Source organism: Streptomyces muensis (assembly GCF_021474425.1).
Taxonomy (GTDB): domain Bacteria; phylum Actinomycetota; class Actinomycetes; order Streptomycetales; family Streptomycetaceae; genus Streptomyces; species Streptomyces muensis.
Genome location: NZ_JAKEIP010000010.1, coordinates 32,690 through 58,459, shown reverse-complemented (window position 1 = coordinate 58,459; position 25,770 = coordinate 32,690). Strand labels below are relative to the sequence as shown.

The 25,770-nt window shown below is 72.7% G+C and carries 14 protein-coding genes; 5 read left to right on the top strand and 9 right to left on the bottom strand.

What is annotated here, in order from left to right; genetic code table 11:
• The first annotated feature begins 921 nt into the window (after window positions 1-921).
• Window positions 922-1,488: a DUF4291 domain-containing protein gene (locus L0P92_RS04980; protein WP_234761265.1), complete on the top strand. Its 567-nt coding sequence runs from the start codon at window positions 922-924 to the stop codon at window positions 1,486-1,488.
• A 160-nt stretch (window positions 1,489-1,648) separates the two neighbouring features.
• Here the strand turns inward: L0P92_RS04980 and L0P92_RS04975 are convergent, their stop codons facing one another.
• The 6 genes from L0P92_RS04975 to L0P92_RS04950 all read right to left on the bottom strand — a co-directional run bounded on the left by L0P92_RS04975 (window position 1,649) and on the right by L0P92_RS04950 (window position 17,223).
• Window positions 1,649-3,445 (bottom strand): SWIM zinc finger family protein, encoded by a 1,797-nt coding sequence (locus L0P92_RS04975; protein WP_234761278.1) that lies wholly within the window; start codon window positions 3,443-3,445, stop codon window positions 1,649-1,651.
• 5 nt (window positions 3,446-3,450) lie between these two features.
• On the bottom strand, window positions 3,451-7,014 hold the full coding sequence (locus L0P92_RS04970; RefSeq protein ID WP_234761264.1) for a vWA domain-containing protein: 3,564 nt from the start codon (window positions 7,012-7,014) through the stop codon (window positions 3,451-3,453).
• A complete protein-coding gene (locus L0P92_RS04965; RefSeq protein ID WP_234761263.1) occupies window positions 7,011-8,150 on the bottom strand; it encodes an ATP-binding protein in 1,140 nt (379 codons plus the stop codon). Before L0P92_RS04965 ends, L0P92_RS04970 begins: the two co-directional genes overlap by 4 nt.
• 60 nt (window positions 8,151-8,210) lie before the next feature.
• Window positions 8,211-13,160, bottom strand: coding sequence for a DNA-binding protein (locus tag L0P92_RS04960; RefSeq protein ID WP_234761262.1), 4,950 nt, complete (start codon window positions 13,158-13,160; stop codon window positions 8,211-8,213).
• Window positions 13,157-14,020 carry a DUF4132 domain-containing protein gene (locus tag L0P92_RS04955; RefSeq protein WP_234761261.1) on the bottom strand — a complete coding sequence of 288 codons (864 nt, stop codon included), beginning with the start codon at window positions 14,018-14,020 and terminating at the stop codon, window positions 13,157-13,159. Before L0P92_RS04955 ends, L0P92_RS04960 begins: the two co-directional genes overlap by 4 nt.
• Before the next feature lie 224 nt (window positions 14,021-14,244).
• Entirely contained in the window at window positions 14,245-17,223 is a 2,979-nt protein-coding gene (locus tag L0P92_RS04950) for an ATP-binding protein (protein WP_234761260.1), read from the bottom strand.
• 189 nt (window positions 17,224-17,412) lie between these two features.
• Here L0P92_RS04950 and L0P92_RS04945 point away from each other — a divergent pair, with 189 nt between their 5' ends.
• The 4 genes from L0P92_RS04945 to L0P92_RS04930 all read left to right on the top strand — a co-directional run bounded on the left by L0P92_RS04945 (window position 17,413) and on the right by L0P92_RS04930 (window position 21,587).
• Window positions 17,413-17,871, top strand: a complete 459-nt coding sequence (locus L0P92_RS04945) for an Lrp/AsnC family transcriptional regulator (RefSeq protein WP_234761259.1) — start codon at window positions 17,413-17,415, stop codon at window positions 17,869-17,871.
• 177 nt (window positions 17,872-18,048) lie between these two features.
• The gene (locus L0P92_RS04940) at window positions 18,049-20,892 is read left to right on the top strand and encodes a helix-turn-helix transcriptional regulator (RefSeq protein ID WP_234761258.1); all 2,844 of its coding nucleotides are present in this window, start codon (window positions 18,049-18,051) and stop codon (window positions 20,890-20,892) included.
• 67 nt (window positions 20,893-20,959) lie between these two features.
• Window positions 20,960-21,184, top strand: coding sequence for a DUF7691 family protein (locus L0P92_RS04935; RefSeq protein WP_234761257.1), 225 nt, complete (start codon window positions 20,960-20,962; stop codon window positions 21,182-21,184).
• A gap of 187 nt (window positions 21,185-21,371) precedes the next feature.
• Window positions 21,372-21,587 (top strand): hypothetical protein, encoded by a 216-nt coding sequence (locus L0P92_RS04930; protein WP_234761256.1) that lies wholly within the window; start codon window positions 21,372-21,374, stop codon window positions 21,585-21,587.
• 76 nt (window positions 21,588-21,663) lie between these two features.
• On the opposite strand, the gene L0P92_RS04925 is transcribed toward L0P92_RS04930, so the two are convergent.
• Genes L0P92_RS04925 through L0P92_RS04915 form a run of 3 tightly spaced genes read right to left on the bottom strand, consistent with a single transcriptional unit; the run spans window position 21,664 to window position 25,680 of the window.
• Entirely contained in the window at window positions 21,664-23,187 is a 1,524-nt protein-coding gene (locus L0P92_RS04925) for a phytoene desaturase family protein (protein WP_234761255.1), read from the bottom strand.
• Window positions 23,184-23,789, bottom strand: coding sequence for a hypothetical protein (locus L0P92_RS04920; protein ID WP_234761254.1), 606 nt, complete (start codon window positions 23,787-23,789; stop codon window positions 23,184-23,186). The genes L0P92_RS04925 and L0P92_RS04920 overlap by 4 nt, the downstream gene beginning before the upstream one ends.
• Entirely contained in the window at window positions 23,770-25,680 is a 1,911-nt protein-coding gene (locus L0P92_RS04915; protein WP_234761253.1) for an alpha/beta fold hydrolase, read from the bottom strand. Before L0P92_RS04915 ends, L0P92_RS04920 begins: the two co-directional genes overlap by 20 nt.
• Window positions 25,681-25,770: the final 90 nt, after the last annotated feature.

Below are 25,770 nucleotides of genomic sequence, written 5' to 3'. Positions count from 1 at the left end.
TGATGTCCGTGTCGGTTCAGTGCTGTTGGGGAAGGTGCCCGGCTCGGACCGGGTGCGGCATCCCGGGGGTGGTTGCCGCACCCGGCAAGGGGGTGCGGGCCCCCGGGGAAGGGCGCCGCACCCGGCGTAAGGGGCCGTTCAGCGGCCCAGGCCATGCGTCAGCGCCCCCCACTGCCTTGGCACCCTTCGGCTCCTCGAAGCATGGGCGTCGTCCTCCGGAGCAGGCAGGCCGATCTTTCCGGCGTACGCCGAGTCAAGCCCCCCGGCATCACCGACACATCCGGAGAACCACGTAACCGGGATACGTATCACCGGCCGGACGCCGCCGCCGGCCTCTGTCCTCGCACGAGTGGCGCCGAACGTCACCGGCACATGTGGGGGTTCCCCCAATGCTCGCGTCCCGACCGGAGCGCATGATCGATTCGGCCCGTACGGCTCTGATCGCACGCCCCCCGGAGAGCAGCGCCGTACGGGCTGTTCGGCGACGACCAACGCGGCGTACCGTGGCCGACTCGGGCCGCCGCCCGCTCACCCACGCGTCCTGGACGAACTCCCCGAAGGCAAGGTCGTCGAACACCTCCGCAGCATCCTCATCGTCACCGAAGTCCTTCCGGAACGCGACGAGCAGACGGGCCATGGTCAACGCACGCACACACACCGAATTGACCGGCCCAGCCGCCGCCGAGGCTGCCCGCGTCCCACCGACACGCCACCGCCGACCCGATTTCCCCACCGCACGATTTACGTAGCCGATTACGTAATTTCACCGATGAATTCACCAGCTGCCCCGACACGCTGCAAATCCACAGTCCACCGACTTCTCAGCGATTCGCCTGACTACTGAATCGGCACGTACGAAACGGCCCGGGGCTGAGGAAAATGGTTCGCAATGCGAGTGGCACGGATGGCAGGATGCGACGCATGGCACCCCAGTACCAGATTCGCGCGGACTACGACGCGGACACGATCGTGATATATCAAGCATACGCGCCTGCCATAGCTGACGCAGCATTGCGCGCGGGCCGCTTCGTTGCACCGTTCTCCTTTCACAGGATGACGTGGATCAAGCCCTCATTCCTATGGCTCATGCATCGCAGCAACTGGGCCCGCAAACCCGGTCAAGAGCGCGTTCTCTCAGTGCGGATAACCCGGGAAGGCTGGGAGGAAGCACTGTCCCAGGCCGTGCTCACGACCGCGGATCCGGCAGCTGTGGCCCAGGCAGCCGTACATGTCCAGTGGGACCCGGAACGCTCGCTGCGCGGAGCGGCACTGAACCACTACAGCATCCAGGTCGGCATCGGCCGCAATCTGATCCGCACGTTCACCGATGACTGGATTGTCAGCCTCACCGACCTCACCCCCCAGGTGCGCAAGGCCGCGACACTGACACAGACCGGGCACGCCGCCAAAGCGCAGCGGCTACTCCCCGCAGAGCGCGTGTACCCCCTGCCACGGACGCTGGAGAGCCTCCTCTCCCCGGGCAGATGACGGCCAACTGGCGAGAGGATGCGAGGCAAGGCGCGCTCCTCACGCCGCATCCGCGTCGGGCACGGCATCGCGCACCTCAGGAACTGCCGGGCCCTCACCCGCCACCTCAACCGACCACACCTCGACATGCCACGGCCGACCGTGCACGAGGTCGCGGGCTTCACCATGTCGCCCGCACCAACGCCCGCTCGGCACCCGCGAGATGGATCGCCGCGCTCAGCCAGGCCAGGGCGTAGCGGTCGGCGTCGGGGGCGCTCAGGCGGCCGAAGGTGTCACGGGTGCGGCGGTCGGCCTCGGTGGTAAGGGCGGTGGCCAGGTCGGCCATGGTGGCCAGTCCACCGCGGCGCAGTGCGGCCGCGCTGCCCTGCCGGTCGCCGTCCCGGGCCGGTTCGGCCACCGCGCGGCGGCCTCCGGCGACGGCGAGTTCGACCAGGCGGCGCATCCGCCACAGGAGGGAGTCGGCAAGAGGGTCCGCCTGGTCGTGAGCCGGCTCCGGTACGGGTGGGAGCGCGTCGGGTGGCGGGAAGTGCACGCCCCGGAGGCGGTCGTAGCCCAGGTCGGCACGGTCCAGCCAGTCCGTCGGCAGGCGCAGTGTGGCCTCGGTGTCCGGTACCGGGCCGACGGCCAGGGGGCGGAGGGTGGCCGCGCGGTCGGGGTCCAGGCGGCCGATGACCCGGATGCGGATGCCCGGGCGGGCGGCGAGTTGGGCGAAGTTGGCGGTGTGGGCGAGGTCGGGGTGGCTGTTGGCGGGCAGGAGGTGGATCAGCGGGCCGTCTTCCGGTGCACCCGGCAGCAGTTCGCGGGCCAGCAGGCGGTCTCCTGCGGCGCCCACTATGACGAGGTCGCAGCCGATCGGCGCGCGGGCCGCGTCGTCCGACGCCTCGGCCACCGTGGCGAGGCGGGCCGCTACGACCTCACGCAGTGGACGGCCGAAGAGGGCGCCCGGCGGACCGGACGTCCAGGGCAGTCCGGCGACGGGTGTGGCCCGGACGCCTTTGCCGGAGCCGAGCCGGCCCTCCGGGGAGATCGTGGCGCCGGAGATCAGCAGGCCGCCGCGGGCGAGCCGGGCGTGGTCGAGGGCGCCGGAGCCGAGCGCGACCGGTGCCTTGGCGGCGGCCCTGGCGCGGGCGGGTCCGCCGGGCTTGACGTCGGCGACTGAGAACCAGCGGCCGTCCTCGGCGACCAGGTGGGTGACGACACCGCCGTAGCCGGTGGCGCTGATCACCGGCTCCCGGCAGACACCGAAGACCTTCAGCGCACCGCCGGGGCGGTAGCTGCGGCGAGCCGTGCCGACGAGCGCCGGGTCGGGGTCGGCCGCGGTCAACCGGTGTGTGGTCAGGAGGAGTTCGCGCAGGGCCGTGACCAGGTCTGCGAGGCGGTGACCGTCCTCGCGGGCGCGGGCGGCGCGCAGGCCCCGTACGACACGCAGCGCCGCCGCCTCCGCGCGGTGCAGTCCGGCCAGCCGGGCGGCGTGCGCGGCTCGCAGCAGTTCCGCCTGTGACACGGCTCCGGCGGCGGGAACTCCCTCCGCGAGTACGGCGGCTGCGGCTGTCCTGAGCCCGGCTGCGGCCCTTATCTGGGCGGGAGTGACGGCCACGGCGGCCTCCGCGCGGGGCGGCTCGCTCTCGTCCTCCGTGCTCTCCGGGGCCGTGACGGCGGTGGACGGCCCCGGCACCGGGCATGCGCTCAGGATTGCTGCGCGGTGCAGGCACCGGGGGGCCAACAGGCAGCTGCACACCGCCTGTTCGGCATCGGTAAGCACACCGGACGGGCCCGGCGTGAGGCTGACCTCCGTGTCCTCCCCGCACCTGATGCGGAGGACGCCGTCGAAGTCACCGACCGGGAGCGCGGCGTACGACTCGATCGCGGCGTCCAGCTTCTTGCGCAGCCGGGACGTCAGGCCCCCGACGGCGGCGGCGACCACGTCGGGTGCCGCCGGGGGCAGTTGGGGCGTCATCGGGATCATCGGGGTTCTCCGCGCAGGCGGTCGCCCACCCAGCGGGCGAGGGCGAGGGGGCTGAGGGCGGCGACGGGCATGCCGGCGGCGACGAGTTGCCGGGCGATCGGCACGGAGTAGCGGGGGGTGCCGGTGTCGTCCAGGGCGGCGCAGCCCATCAGGTGCACGCCGGAGTCGGCGATGGCGCGTACCTCGCCGAGGAGTCCGGCCAGCGGGTAGCCCTCCTCGAAGTCGCTGACCACCGCCACGAGGGTGCGGCTGGGGACGGTCACCAGGGAGCGGGCGTGGGCGAGTCCGGCCGCGATGTGGGTGCCGCCGCCGACCTGGACTTCCAGGAGCAGCGACAGCGGGTCGTCGACCCGGTCCGTCAGGTCGATCACTTCGGTGGAGAAGGCGAGGAAGTGGGTGGAGAGGGTGGGGACTCCGCCGAGGACGGCCGCGGTGAGCGCGGACCAGACGACGGACGCCTCCATGGAGCCGGACACGTCGACCACGAGGATCAGCCGCCAGTCCGCCTCTCGGCGCGAGCGGGTGCCGAACACAGGCCGCTCGGGGACGACGACCGTCCGGCCGTCGGCCAAGCGGCGGATGTGTGCGAGGTTGGCGCGCAGGGTGCGGGGCAGGTCGAGCCGTCCGCCGGGGCGGCGGGTGGGGCGCGGGGTGGCGAGGCCGGTCAGGGCCGGACGCAGGCGGGTGGCGAGCTCCCGGGCCAGTTCGTCGACCAAGCGGCGGACGAGCGGCCGTAGCCGGGCCAGTTGCTGCTCGGGCATGCCGCCGGCGAGGGAGAGGACAGAGGTGAGCAACTCGACCGACGGGCGTACGGCGGCGGGGTCCAGTTCGGCGAGTACGTCTCTACGGCCGTGCTCGGCGGCCTGCGCGAGGACCTCCTCGCGGATCTCCTCGCCGAACAGGGCGGTGAGTTCCTCAGCCCACTCCCGGGCCGAGGGGAAGGACGCCTCCTGACCGCCCCCTCCGCCTCTTCCTCCGCTCTGGCCGAGGTCGACGGCTCCCTCGCCGCGGCCGGAGCCGTACAGCTCGTCGAGGGCGTGCGCGTAACGGCGGGCGGAGTCGGGGAGACGGTCGGTCTCCCGGCCGAGAAGCAGGCGCCAGCGGTCGGCGGGGGTGAGACGGGACGTGGGCATAGGCCGCGCTACCGGTGCGGGGGCTTCCGGTGCCGCCCCGCCGGAGGCCGGCACGGGGAGTCCCAGTGCCGTTAGTTCGGCCAGTCCGGCCGCGTCCGCCGCCGTCCACATCGCCATGAGTTCGGGCGGGGCGATCAGGGTCAGGTCGATCCGGTCGCCGAGGCGTTCGGTGACGGTGGCGAGGAGCCTGTCGCGTCCGGCCGGAGTGAGGGTGTCGAAGCCGCCCCGCAGGGCGGGCAGCCGGTCCAGGAAGTCCTGGTCGGCGAGGGCGTCGACGCGGTCGAGCAGCGGGTCCAGGGCGGCGGGGGCCGATTCCAGGAGGGGCGCGGTGGCGCCGAGCAGGCCGGTGAGCAGCCGGGTCAGTCGGCGCCGCCCGTCCGGGTCTGTGGCTGTGTCGATCCAGCCGGCTACACGGGTGCCGAGGGAGTCGGAGGCGTCAAGGTCGAGCAGGACCCGGGCGGCCAGCGCGGCGCCCTGGATCAGTGGGGAGCCAGTGCGTGCCAGGGAGTCGAGGGCGTTGCCCAAGCGCAGGCCGAGGCGCTGCTCGCCCGCGCGGGCCGACAGGGCGATCAGGGCGGCGGCGTCCTCGGGCCGGTCGCTGCCGACCAGTCCGGGCAGGGCACGGCCCGCTGCTTCCAGCAGGGTGTCGGCCAGTTCGGCCACTTCCCGGTCGCGGTCGGGCGTGCTGCCGGGCAGGTGTCCCCGTCGCAGCGCCTCCAACAGGTCCAGCGCTTCGAGGAGTTCGGGGAGGGTGGCGGCCGAGGGCAGCATCTCGGCGGCGTCGGCCAGTCGGTCGGCGACCAGGCCGGGCAGGTCGCAGCGGGCGGAGGCCAAGAGCCCACCGATGACATGGGCGCAGGTGGCGGCGGTCTCGTGCCTGTACGCATCGCGCAGGGTCCCCTCGGCGGCCTGGGCGGCGGTGACGCCGCGGATGCCGGCCAGGTCCAGTCGTACGGGAACCGACGGGGTCCACGCCAGCTTCCACCGGGTGGTGAGCGCGGTGCCGTCGCCCGTGCCGGCCACCTCGACGGGTTCGCCGTAGAGCGTGTGGCACACCGCGAGGCGCTGCAACAGCACTTCGCGGCGGCGGTCGAGGTCGGAGCGGAGCGGGTCGAGCCGGATCTCACGCGGTCCGGGGTCGTCCGGGCCGGGCAGCCGCAGTGCGGCGAGTTCGGCCTCTACGGCCGGTCCGAGCCCGGAGCGCGGGGTGCCGGGGGCAGCCCTGCCCCAGCCGCTGCCGCTGCCGCTGCCGCTGCCGCTGCCGCTGCCGCTGCCGCTGCCGCTGCCGACGAGGATCCCTTCCACGGCCCGGGCGAGGGCTCGGCCTCGGCCCAGTGGCTCGCCCTGGCCCAGTACGGTCGTCAGCGCCTCCAGCAACTCCCCGCGCCCAGGCGCGGGAAGCCCTCGCAGTCGGGCCAGGTCACAGGCCAGCCGTAGCGTTTCGGTGGCCTCGCCCGTGCCCGCCGTGTGTCCGGCTGTCCGCAGCGCACGGCACACGTCGGTGATCGCGTAGGCGGCGGCGTCGCGCACCCGGCCCGGTTCCCCGGCGGCGGCGAACACCGCCTGCTGCCAGCGGGGATCTCGGATGCCCGCGGGGTAGCCGGAACGCGAGTCCAGCAGATCGAAGGCGTATGGGACGAAGGAGGTGACGACGGGCGAGGCGCTCTCGGTGACGAGGCACGGAACCCCACCGGTGCCGACCGGCACCGTTCCCTCCCCGGCCATCAGCACCGGGGCATGGAACGCCCCGACCACCGCCGCCACCCGTCGCCCGTCCGCGCCGGCCTCCGCCAGCACGGACCGCATGTACGCCTCCCGTGCCAGATCCACGGCCGCCACTCCCCCGGCGGCCTCCGCGTCCCGGCGCAACGCCCACCCGACGCCGAGGGCCGCACGGCGTACCGCCTCCGGGGTGCTTCCGGGGGCGAGTACCTCCACCGCGCGGTCCCACAGGTCGTCGCCGTCGCGTCCGGTGCCGGCGGCGGTGAGGGCGTCGGCGAAGACGGTCCGGGTGGCCCCGGCCCCGGCCCTGGACCCGGCGGGCCCGAAGGCACCCCAGCCGGGGTCGGTCAACGGCAGGTCGCAGCACAGGACTTCGGCGCCGCGCGCACGCGCCCAGCGGACGGCGGCCAGCTCCGGGGAGAAGTCCGCGAAGGGGTAGAAGCCGATGCGTCCGTCCTCCCGTGCTCCGGCGAGGGCGACGGGCGCGACCGTACCGGGGTCGGCGAGATGGACGAGCCAGGGCTGGAAGTCGGCGGGCAGTTCCACACAGACGACCTCGGCGCCGGACGCGTCCAGCAGGGCGGGCACGACGGCGGCGAGCGCGGGGCTGTGGTGGCGTACGCCGAGGAGGTACGGCCGTACGGAGTCCGCGAGGGCGGCGACGGCGGCCCGGGGTTCCCGCTGAGTGCCGTAGGAGACCGTCACCGGAGGGTCTCCCGCAGGTCCCACAGGCGGCGCCACAGGGCCGAGCCGTCCTCGGCGCGGCGGCGCACGGGTCCGTCCCAGTAGCCGAGGAGGCGGGCGTGGTCGGCGGGGTCGTCCTTGCGGACCACGCCGAGGAGGTGGCCGGGGACGAGGTCGAGGGTGTCCCCGGCCGGGAGGTAGGCCGTGGCGACCCCGAGGGACGTGGCGACCTGGACGGCCTCGGCGGTGGACATCACTGTGCCGGGTCGCTCGACGTCCCAGCCCTCGGCGGAGCGGCCGGTGCGCAGGTCGCGGAAGACCGTGACGAGGACGTCGAGGACGGCGTCGTCCACCCCGAAAGCCGCGCCCGCCCGCTGCACGGCGGCGACCGCCTGGCCCCGAACCAGCGCAGCCTCGGCCTCTGCGTCGGCGATGGGCTGCACGGTCTCGAAGTTGAAGCGCCGCTTCAGAGCGGCGGACATCTCGGAGACGCCCCGGTCGCGGAGGTTGGCGGTGGCGATGACCGTGAAGCCGGGGGCGGCCGCTACCTGGGCGTCGTCCGTGCCGGACAGTTCGGGGACGCTGACGCGCCGGTCGGACAGGATCGACACCAGGGCGTCCTGCACCTCGGGCAGACAGCGGGTGATCTCCTCCACGCGAGCGACCCGGCCGGTGCGCATGGCGCTGAGGACCGGGGAGTCGACGAGCGCCTGCCGGGTCGGGCCCTGGGCGAGCAGCAGGGCGTAGTTCCAGCCGTAGCGGAAGGCGTCCTCGGTGGTGCCGGCGGTGCCCTGCACGGTGAGCGCGCTGGTGCCGCACACGGCGGCGGACAGCAGCTCGGACAGCATGGACTTGGCGGTGCCGGGCTCGCCGACGAGCAGCAGGCCGCGCTCACCGGCGAGGGTGACCACACAGCGCTCGACGAGGGCGCGTTCCCCGACGAACTTGGGGGCGATGACGAGCCGTTGTCCCGGCAGTTCCAGTGCCTTGCCGTCGCTGCCGCAGATGAAGGTGACGACGGCACGGGGGGTCAGCGCCCAGCCCGGCGGGCGCGGGCCCTCGTCGTGGGCGGCGAGAAAGGCGAGTTCAGCGGCGTGGCGCTCCTCGGCGGGCAGAATCTGGCGGGCCGGAGGGGCCGACGCAGTCGTGGTGCTCATGAATGTCCTTGTTGGTCCGGTGCGAGCGGGAAGAGGCCCGTCCTTGCTGCCGATGCGGCGTCAGCGGCGGCGTCCGCTCTTGACCTTCAGTTCCTCGAAGCGCGGCACATCGCCCTCCCGGATCCGCTGCCAGGCCCGGCGGTACAGATCGGGTGCCGGTTCGGTCGGCACGAGCAGGCCCACACGGGCCTGGGCGAGTTCGCCGTACAGCGGCAGCTTCCACTGCTCCAGCGGGAGGCGTGGGGAGGGCAGGGCCTCCCAGCCGCCCGGCAGGAAGAGGGAGCGTCCGGCGCGGGAGCGGCTGCCGCCGACGACCAGGTCGGTGGCGGCCAGTTCGGCGCGGGCCGCCTTGAGGCGGGCGGGCTTCCAGCCGGTCCAGCGGGCCGTGTTGCGGTCGGTGGGGTCGGGCATCGCGAGGAGCATCAGGTAGAGGGCTGCGGCGTCCTCGCCGATGCCGTACTCCTTCGCCGCTTCGGCCACCAGTTCCGGCACGGAGCGGGCGGGGTCCTGCGGGTACCAGGTGCCGTCCTTGCCGCGCTCGCCCGCGACGGGGTCGCCCGGGTCGGCGACGAGTGCCGCGAAGTGCGGGGCGCGGGCCAGCCGCAGCGTCACCTCCGCCAGGAACGGAGCCCCGTCCTGTGCGAGGCGCAGCGCGGGCAGATACGGGTCCTGGCCGTCCGCGTCGAGGAGCGCGACGCGCAGGGCGGGGGCGGGCCGGTAGTCCTGAGTGGCCATGACGATCGCGCCGTATCGCTCGAATCCCCTCCCGGTTTCGGTAGGTTGGCCGGCCGCCTTGCGGAAGTCGGACAGGTCGGCGTACATGACGAGGTCGAGCATCAGCCCGGGGTGGGCCAGCCGGTCACGTATCGCGCCCAGGGCGGCGGAAAGCGCGGCGCGGACCGGGTCGCCGACAGGCAGCCTGTGTGCCAGCCAGGCGGCCAGGACGACCGAGTCGATCAGTGCGGCCGCGGTGAAACCGACGGTGTCCTCGCCGACCGGACCGATCCGGTCCCCCGTCACCGCCCACTCCAGGTCTCGGCTCAGGCGGGGCTCGGAGGCGGGGTCGAGCAGGGCGGCCAGCGTCCAGGGCTCGGCCTTCAGCGTGCGCTGCATCTCGCCGAGGAGCGCCTCGGGCAGGACCATGCGCTTGCCGACCTTGCTGTTCCAGGCCTCCGCGGCGGCCGCCACGTCGGGGCCGTCCGTCCACAGCCGGGCCGGGTCCCGGGGCAGCAGCGCGGCGACGACGGCCCTGAGGACCGAGATGGAGGTCTTGCGCAGTTCGTCCTTGGCCAGGGCGGCGTCCGTGACCTTCACGCGGAGCACGGCCCGCGCCTCGGCGCTCAGGAACGACCGTTCGTCGCTGTCGACCTGCGGCAGCCCCGCCACCAGGAGCCGGGCCATGGTCAGGGTGACGCCGGTCAGCCGGGCGAACTCCTCGGCCGCGGCCGGGATCCACGGGGCCGGTCCCCGCTCGTCGAGCTCGGCGAGGAACGCCGCGAGCCAGTCGGCCGCACGGTCCTCGCCGACGCGGTAAACGGATTCGACCGTGTAGGGGGCGGGAGCCTCGAAGCGGCCGGAGGGGTCGTGGAAGAGCGCTTCGAAGTCGCAGCCGCCGCTTTCACTGCGCGAGGTGCACGCGGTGACCGCGAGGAAGGCACCGCCGTCCAGCGGCAGCACTCCCCGCCAGCTTCCCTCGCGCCACTCGCCGCTCGGGGTACGCAGCTGACGGGCGTCGATGTGGAGGGAGACCCGACGCCACCGCGCGGGCTCTGCGGTCGAGGCCAGCCCGAGCGCCTCGAACTCCCGCAACAGCGCCACCAGGGCCTCCCGGTGCTCCGGCGGTGTGGTCGGCGACGCAACCCGGAACGCCGCCGCCGTGAAGAAGTCGGCAGCGGGCTCCATGTACAGGTAGCCGTCGGGTAGTTCGGGGCCGTCGAGGTGCAGGCGCGGGGTCGGTGCGGGGGCGTGAGCGGCGCGCGAGGGTGCTGCGGAGGTGGCTGTCGCGTGCGGGGCCGCCGCTGATGTGGCGGTCGCATGCGGAGCCGCCGCGGAGTCGTGGGACCCGCGCGAGTCGTCACCCGCGCGCACCGCCCGCTTCAGGACCCGCAGTCTCCGGAACACGTTGTCCCGGTCGGCCGTGTAGTGGTACCAGTTGCCGCGGGAGCCGTCGAGGCCGCTGAGCGCGGCGCGCAGCAGCTGGTCTGAGGGCCCGGCGGGACCCTCGTCCTCGTGGCTGCCGGCGAGTTCCGCGGTCAGGCGGGCCGCCGCCGCGTCGAGGACCTTCTGCTGCTCGACGGCGTACCGCAGCACTCCGATGATGCCCGCCCGCAGCGCCTTGTCGGTGGCCTCAGGCAGCAACTCCCCTACGGCTTCCTTGAGTTCAGGTGCCCTGAGCAGGGCACGCGCCGTATCGTCGTCGATCCGGCGCAGTGCGGCGGAGCCCTGTGGGTCGCGGGGTCGCAGGCAGTGCCAGTACCGCAGCGGCGGAAGGAGGGGGGTACCCTCCGCGAATTCGCCGGGAGCACCGTCCTCCCGCGCGGAGGCGGTCACGACTCCGTCCGCGTCGAGGAGCTCAATACGCCAACCGTCCCGGACGACCGCCAGGAGCTGGTCGGCGCCGGGGAAGAGCACCGCGGCGTACGGCTCCCCCCGCCCCTCCGGCACGGTGACCTGGCGTCCGGCCAGGTCCTCGCCGTGCCAGGTGCCGTCGGACTGGAACACCGCGCGCCAGCCCAGAAGCCCGTCCACCGGCACCCCGGCGGGAGTGACCTCGTCGACGGGGTAGGGCGCCAGCCAGCCCGGCGCCCAGGTGCCCTCGCCGTAGGCGTCGGCGAGGAAAGCGGGCGCGCTCTTGCGGCCCATCCGCCCGGTGGCCGGGTCGTACTCGAACCAGCCGTCCGCGCCCCCGCCCCAGACCCAGTACGAGGTGCCGTCACCGAGCAGGTTCGCCTCCGCGGGCACGGTGGTGTCACCACGGTGCAGGACACCGGCGCCGGTTGCCCGTCCGCCGCCGGGCAGGGGCAGGGTCGGGACGCCGACCTTCTCCCGGTACCAGTTCATCTGAACACCCCGGGGGGTGATGGCACCCGCCAGGGACAGGACCCGGTCGGGGCTGTGGTGCCAGTACCCGCGCATGCCGTAGTCGTAGGTCCGCCAGTGGACGAGCAGTTCACCGTCCACGAAGTGGAACCCGGCGTAGCCGAACGTGCCCTGGTCCGGCAGCCGCAGATCATGGGTGAGCACGGTGCCCTCGATGCCGATCACCCGGACCTGCGTGGCACCGGCGGTGATCAGATACGGCCAGGCGTCGGCGACGTACAAGTCCTCGACGTTCTCCTTGCGGACGAGGTCCCTGGCCGCCTCCTCCCAGGCGGGCCAGCCGAGTTCGTCGATGAGCCCGGCCCTCATCGTGCGGGCGAGCAGCGGGGCGAGGTCGGTGGCGGCCACCTTCCGCATCTCGTCCTCGGCGAGCATGAGCGCCTCCGCGGGCAGCCACTTCAGCCGCTTCAGCGCGTCGGGGAGACCGGGCAGCCCGGCGGCGGTGGAGCGCCGCGCGACCTCGCGCACCCAGTCGGCCAGCATCAGCCGGCCGCCGGGCGACTGGGCGAGGACCCGGATCGTGTCCAGGTCGTCCTCGTCGCCGGTGAAGGAGGTGTCGGCGCCTTCGCGGAAGGCGTCCCGGAACCGTCCGTCGGCGGCGAGGGCGAGCAGGTCACGGCGGTCCTCGCCCTTCGCCCACCCGTGCGGGAACAGTCGGTGGCATGCGGCGACGGGCACGCCCAAGGTGAGCAGCAGGTCCAGCAGGTCCAGATCATGTTCCGCCCGCAACTCCCGCCTCGAATCAGTGAGTTCGGTGCGCAGAAGGCCTGCGGCGCGCTCCACGATCCGGTACAGGGCGGGCAACTGCGAGGGCTCGTGCCATGTCTGCGCCCGCTCCTGGAACGCCAGGAAGCGGACGAACCAGCCCGCGGTGCCGTCCTGCGGCCGCTCCTGGTCGGGCAGCGTGTCGTCCCAGAGCCCCACGAGGGCCCCGGACTCCTCCAGGATGTCCAGCCACATCAGCAGCACGGCATGGTCGCCGGAGTCGGGCATGAGGCTCAGCAGCGCGCCCCGCACCGCGGGCTCACGCCGGGCGAGCGCGACGACGGCCGCGCGGTGGGACTTCCACCAGCCGGGAGCCGCCTTCGCGGTGGCGGACAGCGCGAGCAGATCGGCCAGGTACGCCTGCTCGGCCTCGCCCCCGCCCCGCCCCGCGGCACGGGCCAGCCTGCGCACGTCGGTCGCCAGCTGGGCGGAGGGCACGAGTCCGCCCATGGTGCGCCGTACGCACAACCGGGTGAACCGCGCCAATGCCTCGGCCGCGGGAACCCGGACGGCCAGTTCCTTCGCGTACCCGGACAGCGCTGTCGCCGTGAGCGCCCCGGCGAGGGCGAACTCCAGGAACACGGCGTCCAGGCGCTCCTCGTCCAGCGCGAGCCCGTACTCGGCCTCGGCCTCGCGGGCCCGGCCGAACATCTGCGCCGCGTACGTCGGGTTCTCCACCGACAGGAAGACCCGCCCGGCCTGTTCGTAGAACGTCGGCAGGAAGTGCGGTACGGCGACGGCGAGTCGCCGGGCCAGTTCACGGTAGTCGTCCAGGGCGGCCTTCGGCCGGGACTTCGCCCGGCGGGCGATCCGCTCCAGGTCCTGGACGACCGCCAGGGCGTGATGGCCGTCCTCCGGGTGGTGCGCCAGCACCCACTCCGGGAAGCCCAGCGCCTGGCGTGCCCCCAGCCCCACCTCGACCGGGTCCGCGTCCGGTTCCAGGCCCACGAAACCGGCGGCCAGGTCCTCCGCCGCGCCCAGCTCCGCGGCGACCAGCCGCACGACCACCCGGTCGTCGAGGCCCGGGTGCGTGTACGACCGTGCCGTCAGCGGCACCGCCCGCTCCCCGGCGCCTTCCGTGCCGCGCGGCAGCACCGCACCGGCCGCCAGCAGTTCCTCGTACGACACCTGCGCTCCCCCGCTCACGCGCCCGTCTCCTCTTCGATCTCGCGCCCGGCGTACAGTGCCGCCGCCATCCGCATTCCCTCCGACCAGGCCACCGGGCCGACGTCCGCGAGCCGCAGTGTCCGGCCGTCCGGGCCGTGCCAGGACAGCGGGCCGGTCGACGCCTGGTAGTCCCAGGGCTCCCCGATCCACACGGCCGCTTCGACGGTGTGCGCCCCGTCGCGCACCCGGCAGGTGGCCCGGGCGCCCGACACCCGGTAGCCCAGGGAGGTGGCTCGGGCGACCAGCGCGGAACGCGTGGGGAACGAGCCTCCGGCGAACTCCGAGACTTGCGTCGCCTTGCCGTCCAGATCGGCGGGCCTGCGCCAGGTCGCCCGGTGGATCTGCTCGACGCGCTGCACGATCCCCAGCTCCGCCGCGAACTCCCGCAGATCGTCCAGGTCCGTCAGCAGCACCGGGTGCGGCAGCGTCACCGTGCGTGGGGACAGCCGTACCGTCTCGCCGTCGAGGTCGACCACGCGCAGCTCGCCCGAGTCAGTGACCCCGCGCAGGAACCCCACCTCGTCCGGGTCGTCGCCGACCACCACGAGGTCACGCAGCGCCGACTGCCAGGCCTCGTCCGGCCAGACGCGGACCACCAGTTCCGTGGGCACCGGCAGCGCCGACACCATCCAGGTGTCCACCTGGGCCACGCAGGCCGCCGCGTGCCGGTCCAGCCACTCGGCGAACCGGCGCAGCCGCTCGACCTCCGGGTGGTCCTTGAGCACCTTCGGCAGCGACTTCAACTGCCGCCCGGCCGCCCGGCCGGAGGTGGCCCTGGCCGCCACCCGGCCCTCCACCAGGGCGACTTCATATCCGTCGCCCACCGCAAGCCAGCCCACCGGCCCCCGCCTTCCGCTTCAAGGAAACTCAAGATCGACACAGCTCGGCCGGGATCCGGCACTCAGCGTGACGATGAGCGGAACGTTACGAGCAGCCACTGACAATCGTCCGGGCGAATCTCTCCGGCGCACTCGGGAGTCAACCCCTCTGACCTGGTACGACACATCCGGAGAACCACGTAATCACGGTACGTACTACCGATCGGTCACCACCGTCCGTAACATCAGGCGACGTGTTCCGGCCCGGCGTGGGACAGCGCGGCGACCAGTGCGACCCGGGAGCGCACACCAGCCTTGCGGAAGATGCGGGTGAGGTGGGCTTCGACGGTCTTCGGTGAGACGACGAGGGCGCGGGCTATGTCGTTGTTGGACATGCCGAGGGACACCATGCGGGCGATCTCCCGCTCGCGCGCCGACATGTCCGGCAGCGGTTCTGACGCTTCCCGCGCCGGGCGGGACCGGCGAGCTCCCAGGCGGCGCTGCAGGTCAACCGCCTGCCGATAGAGATGACGCGCACCCGAGGCCTCCGCGAGCGACTTCGCGCGATTGGCGTGCTCCTCCGCCTGCTCCAGCACGTGGGGCCGCGTCGCGTCGCGCGGACCGCGTGACGCGAGCTCCCGGGCCAGCAGCAGCCTTGCCTGACACTCCATCAGAACCAGTCCCCCGGCCCTGAAACCGGACACCGCCTCCTCCAGGGTGCCGACAGGATCCGGGGCACTGTGAACCCGCGCGAGGGCGGCGTGTCCACGCTGGCCCGGCAGACCAAGTAGATCCGCGTCGAGCGACGCCCGCCGCGCCCACTCGGCGGCCTCCTCTCGGTCACCCAGCGCCGCCGCGGCCCGGGCCCCCAGGGCGTACCAGATCGGCTTGATGGACTGGGCGGTACCCGGGTGCCGGTCATGGTCCATGGCGGATCGCACCAGCTCCAGGCATTCGGCGGGCCGCTCCTGATCGAGCCGGACACCGGCCAGCACCCCGGCCGTGACCGCCCAGAGCCTGCCGCCCGCGCCGACCTCCTGCACCGCTCGTTCCGCGGTCGGCGCGGCGACGTCGGGGCCGTCCCGCAGCGAGGTCGCCCAGGCGTGCAGGGCCAGGGCGAATCCGTGCAGCGCCGGCCGCTTCATCCAGTGGGCGTCCTCCTCGGCGCCCGCGGCCGAGCGCAGGGCGTCCGCGAGCCGGCCGACGCTGACGCTGGCGTAGGCATGGGCCAGCCGCAGGTACGGCAGGACGAACAGCTGCCCCGAGTCCTGGGCAAGCCTGATGCCGCGGGCCGTGTGGCGCAGCGCGTCGTGATGCCGCTCGGCGAGGGCCTCGGCCCAGCCGAGTTGGGAGACGGTGTCCAGGTGCGGGGTGAGTTCGGCGTCCGACGTCGAGTCCACCAGCGCACTGGCTTCCCGGCCCCGGTGCAGCAGAGCGGGGACATCTCCCGCGAACGCGCTGCTGTGCGCGAGACGGACGGTGGCGGCCATGCGGAGGTGCCTGCTCTCGCTGGCCGTCGCATGGCGCAGCACGTCCGCCGCCAGTTCCTGTGAGCGGGGGAACGTCCGGCGCAGGAGACTGACCGTGGCGAGCTCCAGCCGCAGCGGGGCGCTCAGTTCGTCGGCGTCGACGGAGTCGACGGAGTCCTCCGAAAGCAGGGCGAGTTCGGCCGTCAGCATGGATTCGGCCCGGCCGTAGTTGCCGAGATGACGTTCGAGCATGGCATGGAACGCCACGAGTTCGGTGTCCGACCTGGTGGTGGGCGCGTCGGCCGGTCTGGGGATCCGTCTGAGCAGTTCCCGGGATTCACGCAGGTGCCCGATGGCCCCGAGCGAGCGAGCCAAGGGTGGCATCAGCCTTGCCCGCAGCCCGTCCCCGTCCTCGCGGATCAGGCTCAGTGCCGTGCTCAGCCAGGACGCGGCAGCCGCCGGGTTCGCCTCCCGCATATCTTCGGCGGCCTCCGTCAGCAGTCGGACCGCGTCCCGGTCGCCCGCCTCCGCGCTCCGGGCCACATGTGGTGCCCGTTGCGCGGGCCCGGCGCCCGACTCCCGCAGGACGCGGTCGGCGCGCGCGTGGGCGGCCCGGCGCCAGCCGTGCGGGGCGGCCTGGTAGACGATCGCGCGCAGCACCGGATGGCGCAGGCTGCAGTTGCGCCCCTGGGTGAGATCTGTCCGGATCAGGTCCGCGGCGATCAGTCGGTCGAGAGCACGCGTGATACTCGGCGCGTCCCGGCCGGTGAGTTCGGCGAGGTGTGTGGGGTCGAAATCCTCGCCCAGTACGGCGGCTGCCCTCAGGACGTCGAGTTCCACGGCGTCCAGCGGATCGAGCTCACGGGCCAGTGCGGAGCCCGCCGCCATGACCGCCTCGTCCGACAGACCCCATGGGCTGGTCCCGTCGGGGGGCGTGAACGCCCCCGGTGACTGTGCCAGCGCCTGCAGGTAGAAGGGGTTGCCGCCACCGGCTTCGTAGAGGAGCCGCTGCCGTTCGACCGTCGGTTCGCGGGTGAGGAGTTCGGCGGCCGCGCCGCGCGGCAGCGGTCCGAGGCGGAACCGCTCCACTCGGTAGGCGTCGTCCGGGTCGGCGAGGCTCGCCGTCAGTGCCGTCGGCCGCTGCCCGGGGCGTACGGAACACACGAGGATCAGCGGGGTCCGGGGACGGGGACGGCGCAGGAGGTGGCCCAGCAGTTCGACGGACGCGTCGTCGGCCCACTGAAGGTCGTCGAGACAGAGGGTCAGGCGTCGGCGGTCGCCGGCCGCCGTCCACAGCAGAACCGCGATGCATCGGCGCAATCGCGCCCTTTCCCCGTCCGTGGACCGCGGTCCCACCGCCGTTCCGTCACCGTCGGCCTCCGGCCTCGCGTCCGCTTCCTCTTCCGCGAAGTGCCGGAGCAGAAAGGCCCGGTCCTCCGGCGCGAGTGATGCCGCCGCACCGGGCAGTTCGAGGGCCCGCACGACCGGCCTTCTGAAGAGCGCGAAGGGACGCCGCCGATCCGCACCGGGCACTCTCCCCGACAGCACGGTCAGCCCCGCCCGCTCGGCCAGCCCGCTCCATTCCGCCAGCAGACGTGTCTTGCCGATTCCCGGTTCCCCGGCGATCTCCAGCAACCAGGGCCCCGCGTGCGTTCGTCCGGTGATGACCCTCTGCAGCCGCCCGATCTCCTGCTCGCGGCCGATCAGGGGCTCTTCGGAGCCGGACGACCGCGCCTGGCCCAAGGGCGTGTCCAACGATGTCTCCCCTCACAACAGTGGTCAGCTGCGAGACCAAGCCTTATCGAACTCAGATGCGATTACGTCAGGGGAAACACGTAAGCACCGTACGTAACCGCCGACCGGGGCCCTTCCCCCGGGCCGCGACGGACGCCTGCCGAGTTGCTACGGTCGCGTCCGGACGACCGGGGGAAGAAAGAGGACCACGTGACGGCTCGTATCGAACTGGACGCAGTCGACAAGATCCTGATCCGGCGACTCCAGCAGGACGGCCGCGCGTCGTACACCGACCTCGGCAAAGAGGTGGGACTGTCCGCACCGGCCGTGCGGGCCCGGGTGCAGCGGCTGACGGAACGCGGGGTGCTGGAGTTCGCCGCGGTCACGGACCCGTTGAAGCTGGGACTGCCCGTCATGGCCATGCTCGGCATCAATGTCGACGGCAAACTCCAGGAGATCATCGAGGCGCTGGAGAGCATCGACAGCGTGATCTACCTCGTGTCCACGGCCGGTGCCTACGACCTGTTCGCGGAGGTCGTCTGCCGGACCATGGACGAGCTGTCCACGATCATCAACGACCGGATCCGCACCGTCCCAGGCGTGCGCACCGTGGAGTCCTTCCCCTACTTCGGCATCCACGTGCATCGGTTCAGCTGGGACATTCCCTGACCGAAACGACCGTCGAGCGCCACAGCGGCATTGGATAAGACACCGAGGAGTAGATCTCACTTCAAAAAACGAAGTCGAGCAAAATCGTTTGCTTCTGTATGGTTACTGCGACGGCGCCCCGCGGCCAGGCCGCCCCTGATGCGCGCCCGACCGCACCTACGAGGGAGAACGGCGCTCATGAGCGCAGTGGACGTACCGGCTGCCGGAGAACGCCCTGTAGGGCGGGAGACCGAACTCACCCTCCTCACACGGTCCCTGAACGCGCTGGGCGACGGCCGGGGCTCTGTCGTGGAGATCACCGGAGAACCAGGCATCGGGAAGACCCGCCTGGCCACGGCACTCATGGAACTGGCCACGCGGCGGGGAGTGCCGGTCGTCCGTGCCCGCGCCGTACGAGGAAACACCACCTCGTTGCAGGTGTTGCGGGACGCCTGGGAGGCGCGGCAGACCGACCCACGGGCGGCCTCGGGTGCGAAGCACTTCGACGAGTTCGGCGACCGGCCCAAAGAATGGGCGGCGGGCTGTGTCCTGGTCCTGGACGACGTCCACTGGTGCGACCGCGACTCGACGGCGGCCATCGTACGGCTGATCCGTGCGCAGGCGCCCGGCCCCTTCCTGCTCGCCCTGGCCCACCGCCCCAGGCAAACGGCCCCCGAGCTGCTGGAAGCCCTGGAGGACGGAGTGCAGGCCAGCACGGTGACGCGTATCGAACCGGGCCCCCTCGACCCGGCAGCAGTGGCCGCGATGCTCACCGGCCGACACACCTCGGGGGAACCCGAGTCCCGCGCTGCGGCCGCATCCGAGGAGTCGGCGGGCCTGATCTGCGCCGCGGCTGAGGGCAATCCCCGATACGTGCGCCTTCTCGTCGCGGCGGACTGGCGCCCAGAGCACTGGCCCGACCGCCCGGGCACCGACACCGCCGGGTTGCTCCGCGAGGCGAAGCCGCTGATCGCCGAGTTCGACGCGCTGACGGCGCAGGCGGCGATCACCGCTTCGGCAGCGGCCGTGGTCGGCAGCCCCTTCCGACCGGAGGATCTCGCCCGGGTCTCCGGGCTGGGGCTGGACCGCACCCTCGACGCACTCGCCGAACTGGAGCGGGCCGACCTGGTGCGCCCGGCCGACTGGAAAGACAACCTGACCTTCCGTCATCCCGTCGTCGGCCATGTCGTGCACGAGAGGGCCGGCGTGTCCTTCCGGCTGCGGGCCCACCGCCGCGCCCTGGACCTCATCACCGCCCGTGGTGGCCGGGCCCGCGAACGGGCCCGTCACGCCGAGCACCTGCTGGGCACGGACGCCGCTCTCGCCGCGCGCACCCTGACCGAGGGCGCCACGGAGATCGCCGCACAAGACCCGGCGACCGCGGCGCGCTGGCTCCGGCTGGCACTGGAATCCCTGCCCGACGGGGGAACGGACTCCACCGCCCGCACCGAGATGGAACTCGCCCGCTGTCGCGCGCTGATCGCCTCCGGGCAGCTGGCCGAGGCCCGTACCCGCGCACACGAACTGCTGGGGCACCTGCACGCGGCTCTCGGCGAGAGGCAGTTGATTCAGGCCCACGCCGTCTGCGCCGCCGTAGAGCGACAGCTCGGGCGGTACGCGGAGGCGGCGGCCCTCGCCGGTACCGCTCTCCGGCTGCTGCCCAGGCCCCTGCCCGATCCGTTGCCGGCCGAGGCTGCCGAACTGATCATCGAGTACGGGCTGGTCCATGTCCTGGGCGGCACGCACGACCACGCGCGTGCCCTGCTCCGGGAAGCCGTGCGGACACCGGTCGAAGTGGGTGGCACGAACACAGCGGACCGCACCGTGCTGCGGGTCCTCAACGCCCTGTGCGCCACCCACGCGGGTGACCTCGACGAGGCGACGGACGAGGTCATCCGCTGCGCCCGGCTCGTCGACGCTTTGCCGGACCCCCTCGCCGGCCGTACGCCGGAAACCCTCGCCCTGCTCGGCAGCGCGGAGCTGTACCTGGAGCGCTTCCCGGATGCGGCCCGGCACCTGGGCCGGGGGCTGGCGGCCGACGGCACGGGCTCCCGACAACCCATCCTGCTGCACCGGCTGCTGGGACTCGCCATGGCCGAGCAGTGGACCGGCCGCCTCGAAGCCTCCCAGCGGCATGCCCTGGAGGTCGAAACCCTGGCCCGCTCCCTCGGCGTCCAACCCGCCGTCAACCTGGCGCAGGCGATACGCGCGACAGCGCTCGTCTGGACCGGCGGCCGTGAGTACGCCGACGAGGCCGTCGCACTCGTCGAGGAGGCGACGCGCGCCACCCCGAACGGTCACAGCTGGTGGACCGCCTCGGCGACGGGCCTGCTCGCGCACGCCCGCCTGCTCTCCGGTGACGCCGCCGGCTGTCGGCGGACTTTGCTGGACAGCGAGGGCGGCAATCGACTGCCGCCGGTCCGGCCCTTCTCCCGGCCCTTCCTGCTCGCTCTGCTCGCCACGGCCACACTCGAGTGCGGGGACCACGAGGAGGCACACCGCCTGGCCCGGGCCTCCGAGGCGGAAGCCGAGCGGCTCGGACTGCCGGTCCAGGAGGCGTACGCACGCCGCGCCCGCGCCCAGCTCCACCTGGCCGACGGTGAACACGACGCGGCCGCCAAGCTCTTCGACCTCGCGGCAGACGCCTTCCGGATGGCCGACATGCCCGTCGAACACGCCTGGACCCTGGCGACCGGCACCCGCTCCTTCGAAGAGGCCCAGGGCCGGGAAGCAGCCCTTGGCCATCTCGACGCGGCCGAGGCGATCGCCCGCACCTACAGTGCGGCGCTCGTACAGGAGCGGGTGACCCGGGTGCGCGCCGAACTCTCCGGGGACAACCGCACCGCCCACCCACTCGGCCGACTCAGCGACCGTGAACGGGAGATCGCCGAACTCGCGACGACTGGTCTGCGCACCCGAGAGATCGCCGGACGGCTCTTCCTCAGCCCCCGCACGGTGGAGACACACCTGTCCCGCGTCTACCGGAAGCTCGGGGTCTCGTCACGGATCGCGCTCTCCGATCTCCTGCGGCGGAACGGGTAAGCACGACATGCCGGGCCGGTCCGGTCCAGGCCGGTCCTCGACGAGAACTTCAGGAAGAGAAGACGAGATGGCAGAGCAGCACCTGTCGGCGTACGCCATCGACGCGCATGCCTTCCTCGCAATGGTCGGCTCCGGCGACGACACACTCGTCCGGACTGCCCTTGCCAGGATCCGGGAGCTCACGAACGCCCACGAACTGCTGCGGCCCACCGAGGCGATTGAAGTGGAGCCCGCGCTACGGGAGATCGTCGCCGGCCGACTCGACCCGTGCCGTCCCGGCGGGTACACATGACTGCTGGAACTCCTCGGCACCGCACTCGGCACCCGCTCGGCGCGTTGACCCTTCCGGGACGCGGCTGGGACCAGCTTGACGAGGCGTTCCGAGCCTGGGGCCTGACGGCACTCGCCGACCTGTGGGGGCGGCGCTGGGCGTTTCCTCGGCGTGACGCGGCGCCCGACGCGGACCCCTGGCCTTTCCCATGCTCGCCTCGAAGACCGACCTCGACCGCGTCCGCGCCGAACTCGCCGGTTTCGACACCGACCGGATCCACGACGACTACGAGCTGCTCCCGAGCGGTGACGACGATGACGCCGAGGAGGTCGAGTGGCTGATCGGTGAGAAGCTGCCGACCTTCGTGGACGCTGCCCTCGACGTGGGCGGCGAAATGCTTCTCATGCGCGACGGAGGCAAGTGATTCCTCCGGCCCGCCCGCGAGGAGGGCGGTCGGATTCCGGCAGCCCGCACCTCCACGCGATCCATCACGCGATCACTCAGCCTTGCCCGGGGCGCCCGGACGGTGACCGCACCAATTCCAGTGGATCGGCGGCGATTCCGAAGCACTGCCGCAGAGCCTGCCGCGCGGCGTAAAGCCCGCACATCCCGTGGACGGCCGGTCCGGGCGGAGTCGATGCCGAGCACAGGTACACCCCGGGAAGCGGGGTGGCGTACGGGTCCCTGGCGGCGACCGGACGCATCACCATCTGCCACGGAGACAGCGCACCGCCGGCGATGTCGCCGCCGACCAGGTTGAGGCTGTGCTCGTGCAGGTTGGCGGCGGGGACGACGTGACGGGCGAGCACCAGGTCACGGAAGCCCGGCGCGAAGCGCTCCACCTGCGCGGTCACCGTGTCGCCCAGATCCACCGGGGAGCCGTGCGGCACGTGCGCGTAGGTGGACAGAGTGTGCAGACCGGCGGGTGCGCGGGTCGGGTCCACGACGCCGGGCTGGACGGCGAGCACGTACGGCCGTTCGGGGTGCCGCCCGGCGGCGACCTCGCGTTCGACGGCCAGCGTCTCCTCCCGGGAACCCACCAGGTGCAGTGTGCCGGCGAGTTCGCAACCGGAGGCCTTCCACGGCACCGGGCCGGACAGGGCGAAGTCGACCTTGCACGCGGCGCCGCCACCGTATCGGTACGACCGCAGGCGGCGAGCGTAGCGACCGGGGAGCGTGTCCTCGGCGATACGCAGCAGTCCGGCGGGGGTGAGGTCCAGCAGAACGGCACGGGCGCGCGGCAGTTCGGCAATACTGTCGACGCGTCGGCCAGTGAGGATCCGCCCGCCGCGGCGGCGTATTTCGGCGGCCATCGTGTCCGCGATGCGCTGGCTTCCGCCCGACGGGATCGGCCAGCCCACCGAGTGGCCCAGAGCCGCCAGCACCAGCCCCACGCCGGCCGGGACAGGGGCACACGGTGGGGCGATGGCGTGCGCGCTCACACCGGTGAGCAACGCCGGTGCGACGGGGCCGCGGAAGCGCGCTCCCCACAGCGGTGAGCCCTGCTCCGCGACGCGCAGTGCGAGGCGCGCCGCCGTGACGAGGTCGGCCGGGAGACTCCGCAGGTCCGACATGGCCGCCCCGACCAGCCCCTGCCACCGCTCCACCAAGGTGCCGAGCAGCGAACGCCAGGCCGGTCCGTCCTGGCCGAGCCCGTCGACCGTGCGGTCCAGGTCCCGCCAGGCGAGCCCGGCGCGGCCCTCGTCGAGCGGATGGGCGTACGACACCGCGGGCGACAGCATCTCCACCCCGTGTGCCGCGAGGTCGAAGGCACGGAAGAAGGGTGAGGCCAGGCCCATGGGGTGGGCTGCGGAGCACACGTCGTGGTGGAAACCGGGGAGGGTCGCTTCGGTTGTGCGGGTTCCACCGCCGACCGTGGGCGCGGCCTCGTACACCTCGACCTCCAGCCCGGCCCCGGCGAGGACGATCGCCGCGGCCAGGCCGTTCGGTCCGGCGCCGACGACGACGGCGTCGACCGCACCGTTGGACCTGTCCCCCGCCCACTCGTCGGGCGGAGAACTCACGCCGCCTCCGCCGCGGGATCCTGTGCCGCTTCTCCCAAGGGCACGAACGGGGACAGGAAGACATAGTCGGGCTCGTGACCCTGATCGTGTCCGGTGTGCCGTGCGACCAGGAACTGGAATCCCTGCGGAGGCTCCTGGTCGGCGTACGCCTCGCGCACGGTCAGGTCCACGGAGTCCCGCAGCACCCGGTAGGCGGGGAACAGAGTCACGTCCAGGCCCGGTCGGTTCATGAGCGCGATCAACTCGGAGCACACGTCGAAGAGGCCCTTCTCCCGGCGTCGGTTCGGGAACCACACCATCTGTGTCCAGTTCCGGGGAGTGATCCGCGTGGTCTCATCCCAGCCCGTGTGCCCCCCGTCGGCGGTCAGCACGCGATGCAGTATGTGGTAGTCGTGCTGGGCCGGTTCCGGAGCGAAGAACCTCCAGTTCGGCAACAACAATCCGACCTTGTCCTGGTCGCGGACCCGGTCGAAACTGCGGTTCGGGTGCTGGCTCGCGGCAGTCGCGCCGAACCAGACGGCGAGCCCGCCGAGGAGCAGCAGGGGGAGTACGCCGCGCGACGCCGCCGGTACCGCGCCCACTTCATGCCGTGCGGTCGCCACGGGTGTCCTCCTTCTCGTCCAAGGGCTTGTTCAGGGGCTCGTTCGGGGGCTTGGGGTTGCCGCTGCCGAGGCCCGCGACGAAGTTCGTCACCAGCATCACAACGTGCCCGGCCGCGTCCCGGTCCGTCAGGATGGAGTCATGGTCGGCGCCCTCGATGACGTGATGCGCGGAGCCGGGTGCCCCTTCGGCCAACTCGGTGTGCAACTCCTGCTGGATCGGGTCCTGGGACGCGGTGTGCCCGGCCGTCATGACGAGCAGCGGGACATCCGCGTCCGGGATCTTCCCGTCGAAGGCGTCGAACTCCGCCTGCACGGCACGCCACTCACGGCGTCCAGCCGCCCACAGGCCCGGGTCGCGGTACTGCGCCTCCGACAGTTCCCGTACCTCCTCGGGCAGCCGGTCGACCCAGGTGGGGTGAGTGAGCAGCGCTCCCAGGCCCAGCTTCAGTGAAGCCGTGAGGAGCGCGAGCGAGTCACTCAGCGCCTTCTGGCCCTGTGCCTGCCGCGACGAGCGCTGGAGCTCGGCGGGATGGCTGGAGTCGAGCAGTACCGCCCCGACGATCCGGCCCGGGATCCTGTCGGCCGCCTTCAACGCCAGGTAGCCTCCCAGGGAATGACCGGCCACGACGACGGGGCGGTCCCCCGCCGTGTGCGCGATCAGGTCGACGAGATCATCCACCGCCGCGTCGAGCAGATATCCCTCGGCGCCGTCCCCCGCATACGTACTGGGCCCGTAGCCCGCCCGGTTGTAGATCACGACGGGGAATTGCTCCGAGATCCCACGTGCGATCCACTCCCAGTGTTCTGCGGTCGCGACCAGCCCGCTCTCCAGGACGACGAGCGGCTGATTACCGTCGTCCGCCGTACCCTCGGGGCCGGTACGACGGTACGAGAGCGTGTTCCCCGAGGAAGCGGTGAACTCCCGCTCGTCACCCCGGCCCCGCGACACCTTCCGGCGTCGGCGGCCCTTGTCCACCTGCAGGGCGCCCAGCGTGGCGGCAAGCAGTACCAGGGACAGCGCGGGCAGCGCGTCGTCGCGCCGCTCCATCCCGCCCTCCGCCCCGACGCGCTCGCGCGGACCGGCGGCGTACAGCACGGCGGGGTGCATGGAGACGAACGACGACAGGAACCGGCCGAGCCCCATCAGACGGGCGTTGGCAAGGTGGAACGCGGCGGCGGAGCCGACCATCAGCAGGGCCGGCCGCCCCTTGGCGACGAAGGCGAGAGGGAAGGCGCACTCCAGGGCCAGCACCCCGGCGCACAACGCGTGCGCGGCACGCGGGTGACGGCGCGCCAGTTCCCAGGTGGGGCGGTCCCCGTAGGTCAGGGTCCGCATCACTCCGGGCAGCGCCCGCCCGCTGCGCCAGGTCGGGCTGGACAGCTTCACCCAGCCGGACACCGCGTACGACAGCGTCGACTGCAGCGCGATGAACCACAGGCAGGCGTCTACGAGCCGCCGGTTCCGCTCGCCCGCCCGCGCGACCGTGGTCACGGACTGGACCAGGAAGGACACCTGGTCGGAGCCGTCGGTGCCGTAGTGGTTGACCGGGTACATCAGCAGCGAGGTGCCCGACAGCACGGCGTTCGCGGCGACGCGTACCCCGCGGGGAGACGGCGCCAGCAAGGCGGCCGCCGCGCCCACTCGGGCCATGTGCAGTGCGCGGGTGACGCGGGGGCGGGCGACGATGTCGAGCGCCTTGAGGACCAGGGGCGGCCGTGTCAGGTGCGACTCCCGCACGACCTCCCAGTTGTTGAACCCTCCCTGCTCACGGTCGCGTTCCGTCGTCAGGTACTCCAGGCTGGACGCGAGATGCGTGGCCGCGCTGAGCCGCTCGCCGAGCGACAGAGCCGTGGCCCGGCTCACGGACGGCTGCGACACGAGGGTACGCATCAGTTTCGGCAATCCCGGCGACCCCGGCGATCCCGGCGATCCCGGCAGTCGCGGCAGTCGCGGCAGTCGTGGCATGGGGCGAAGTCCCCT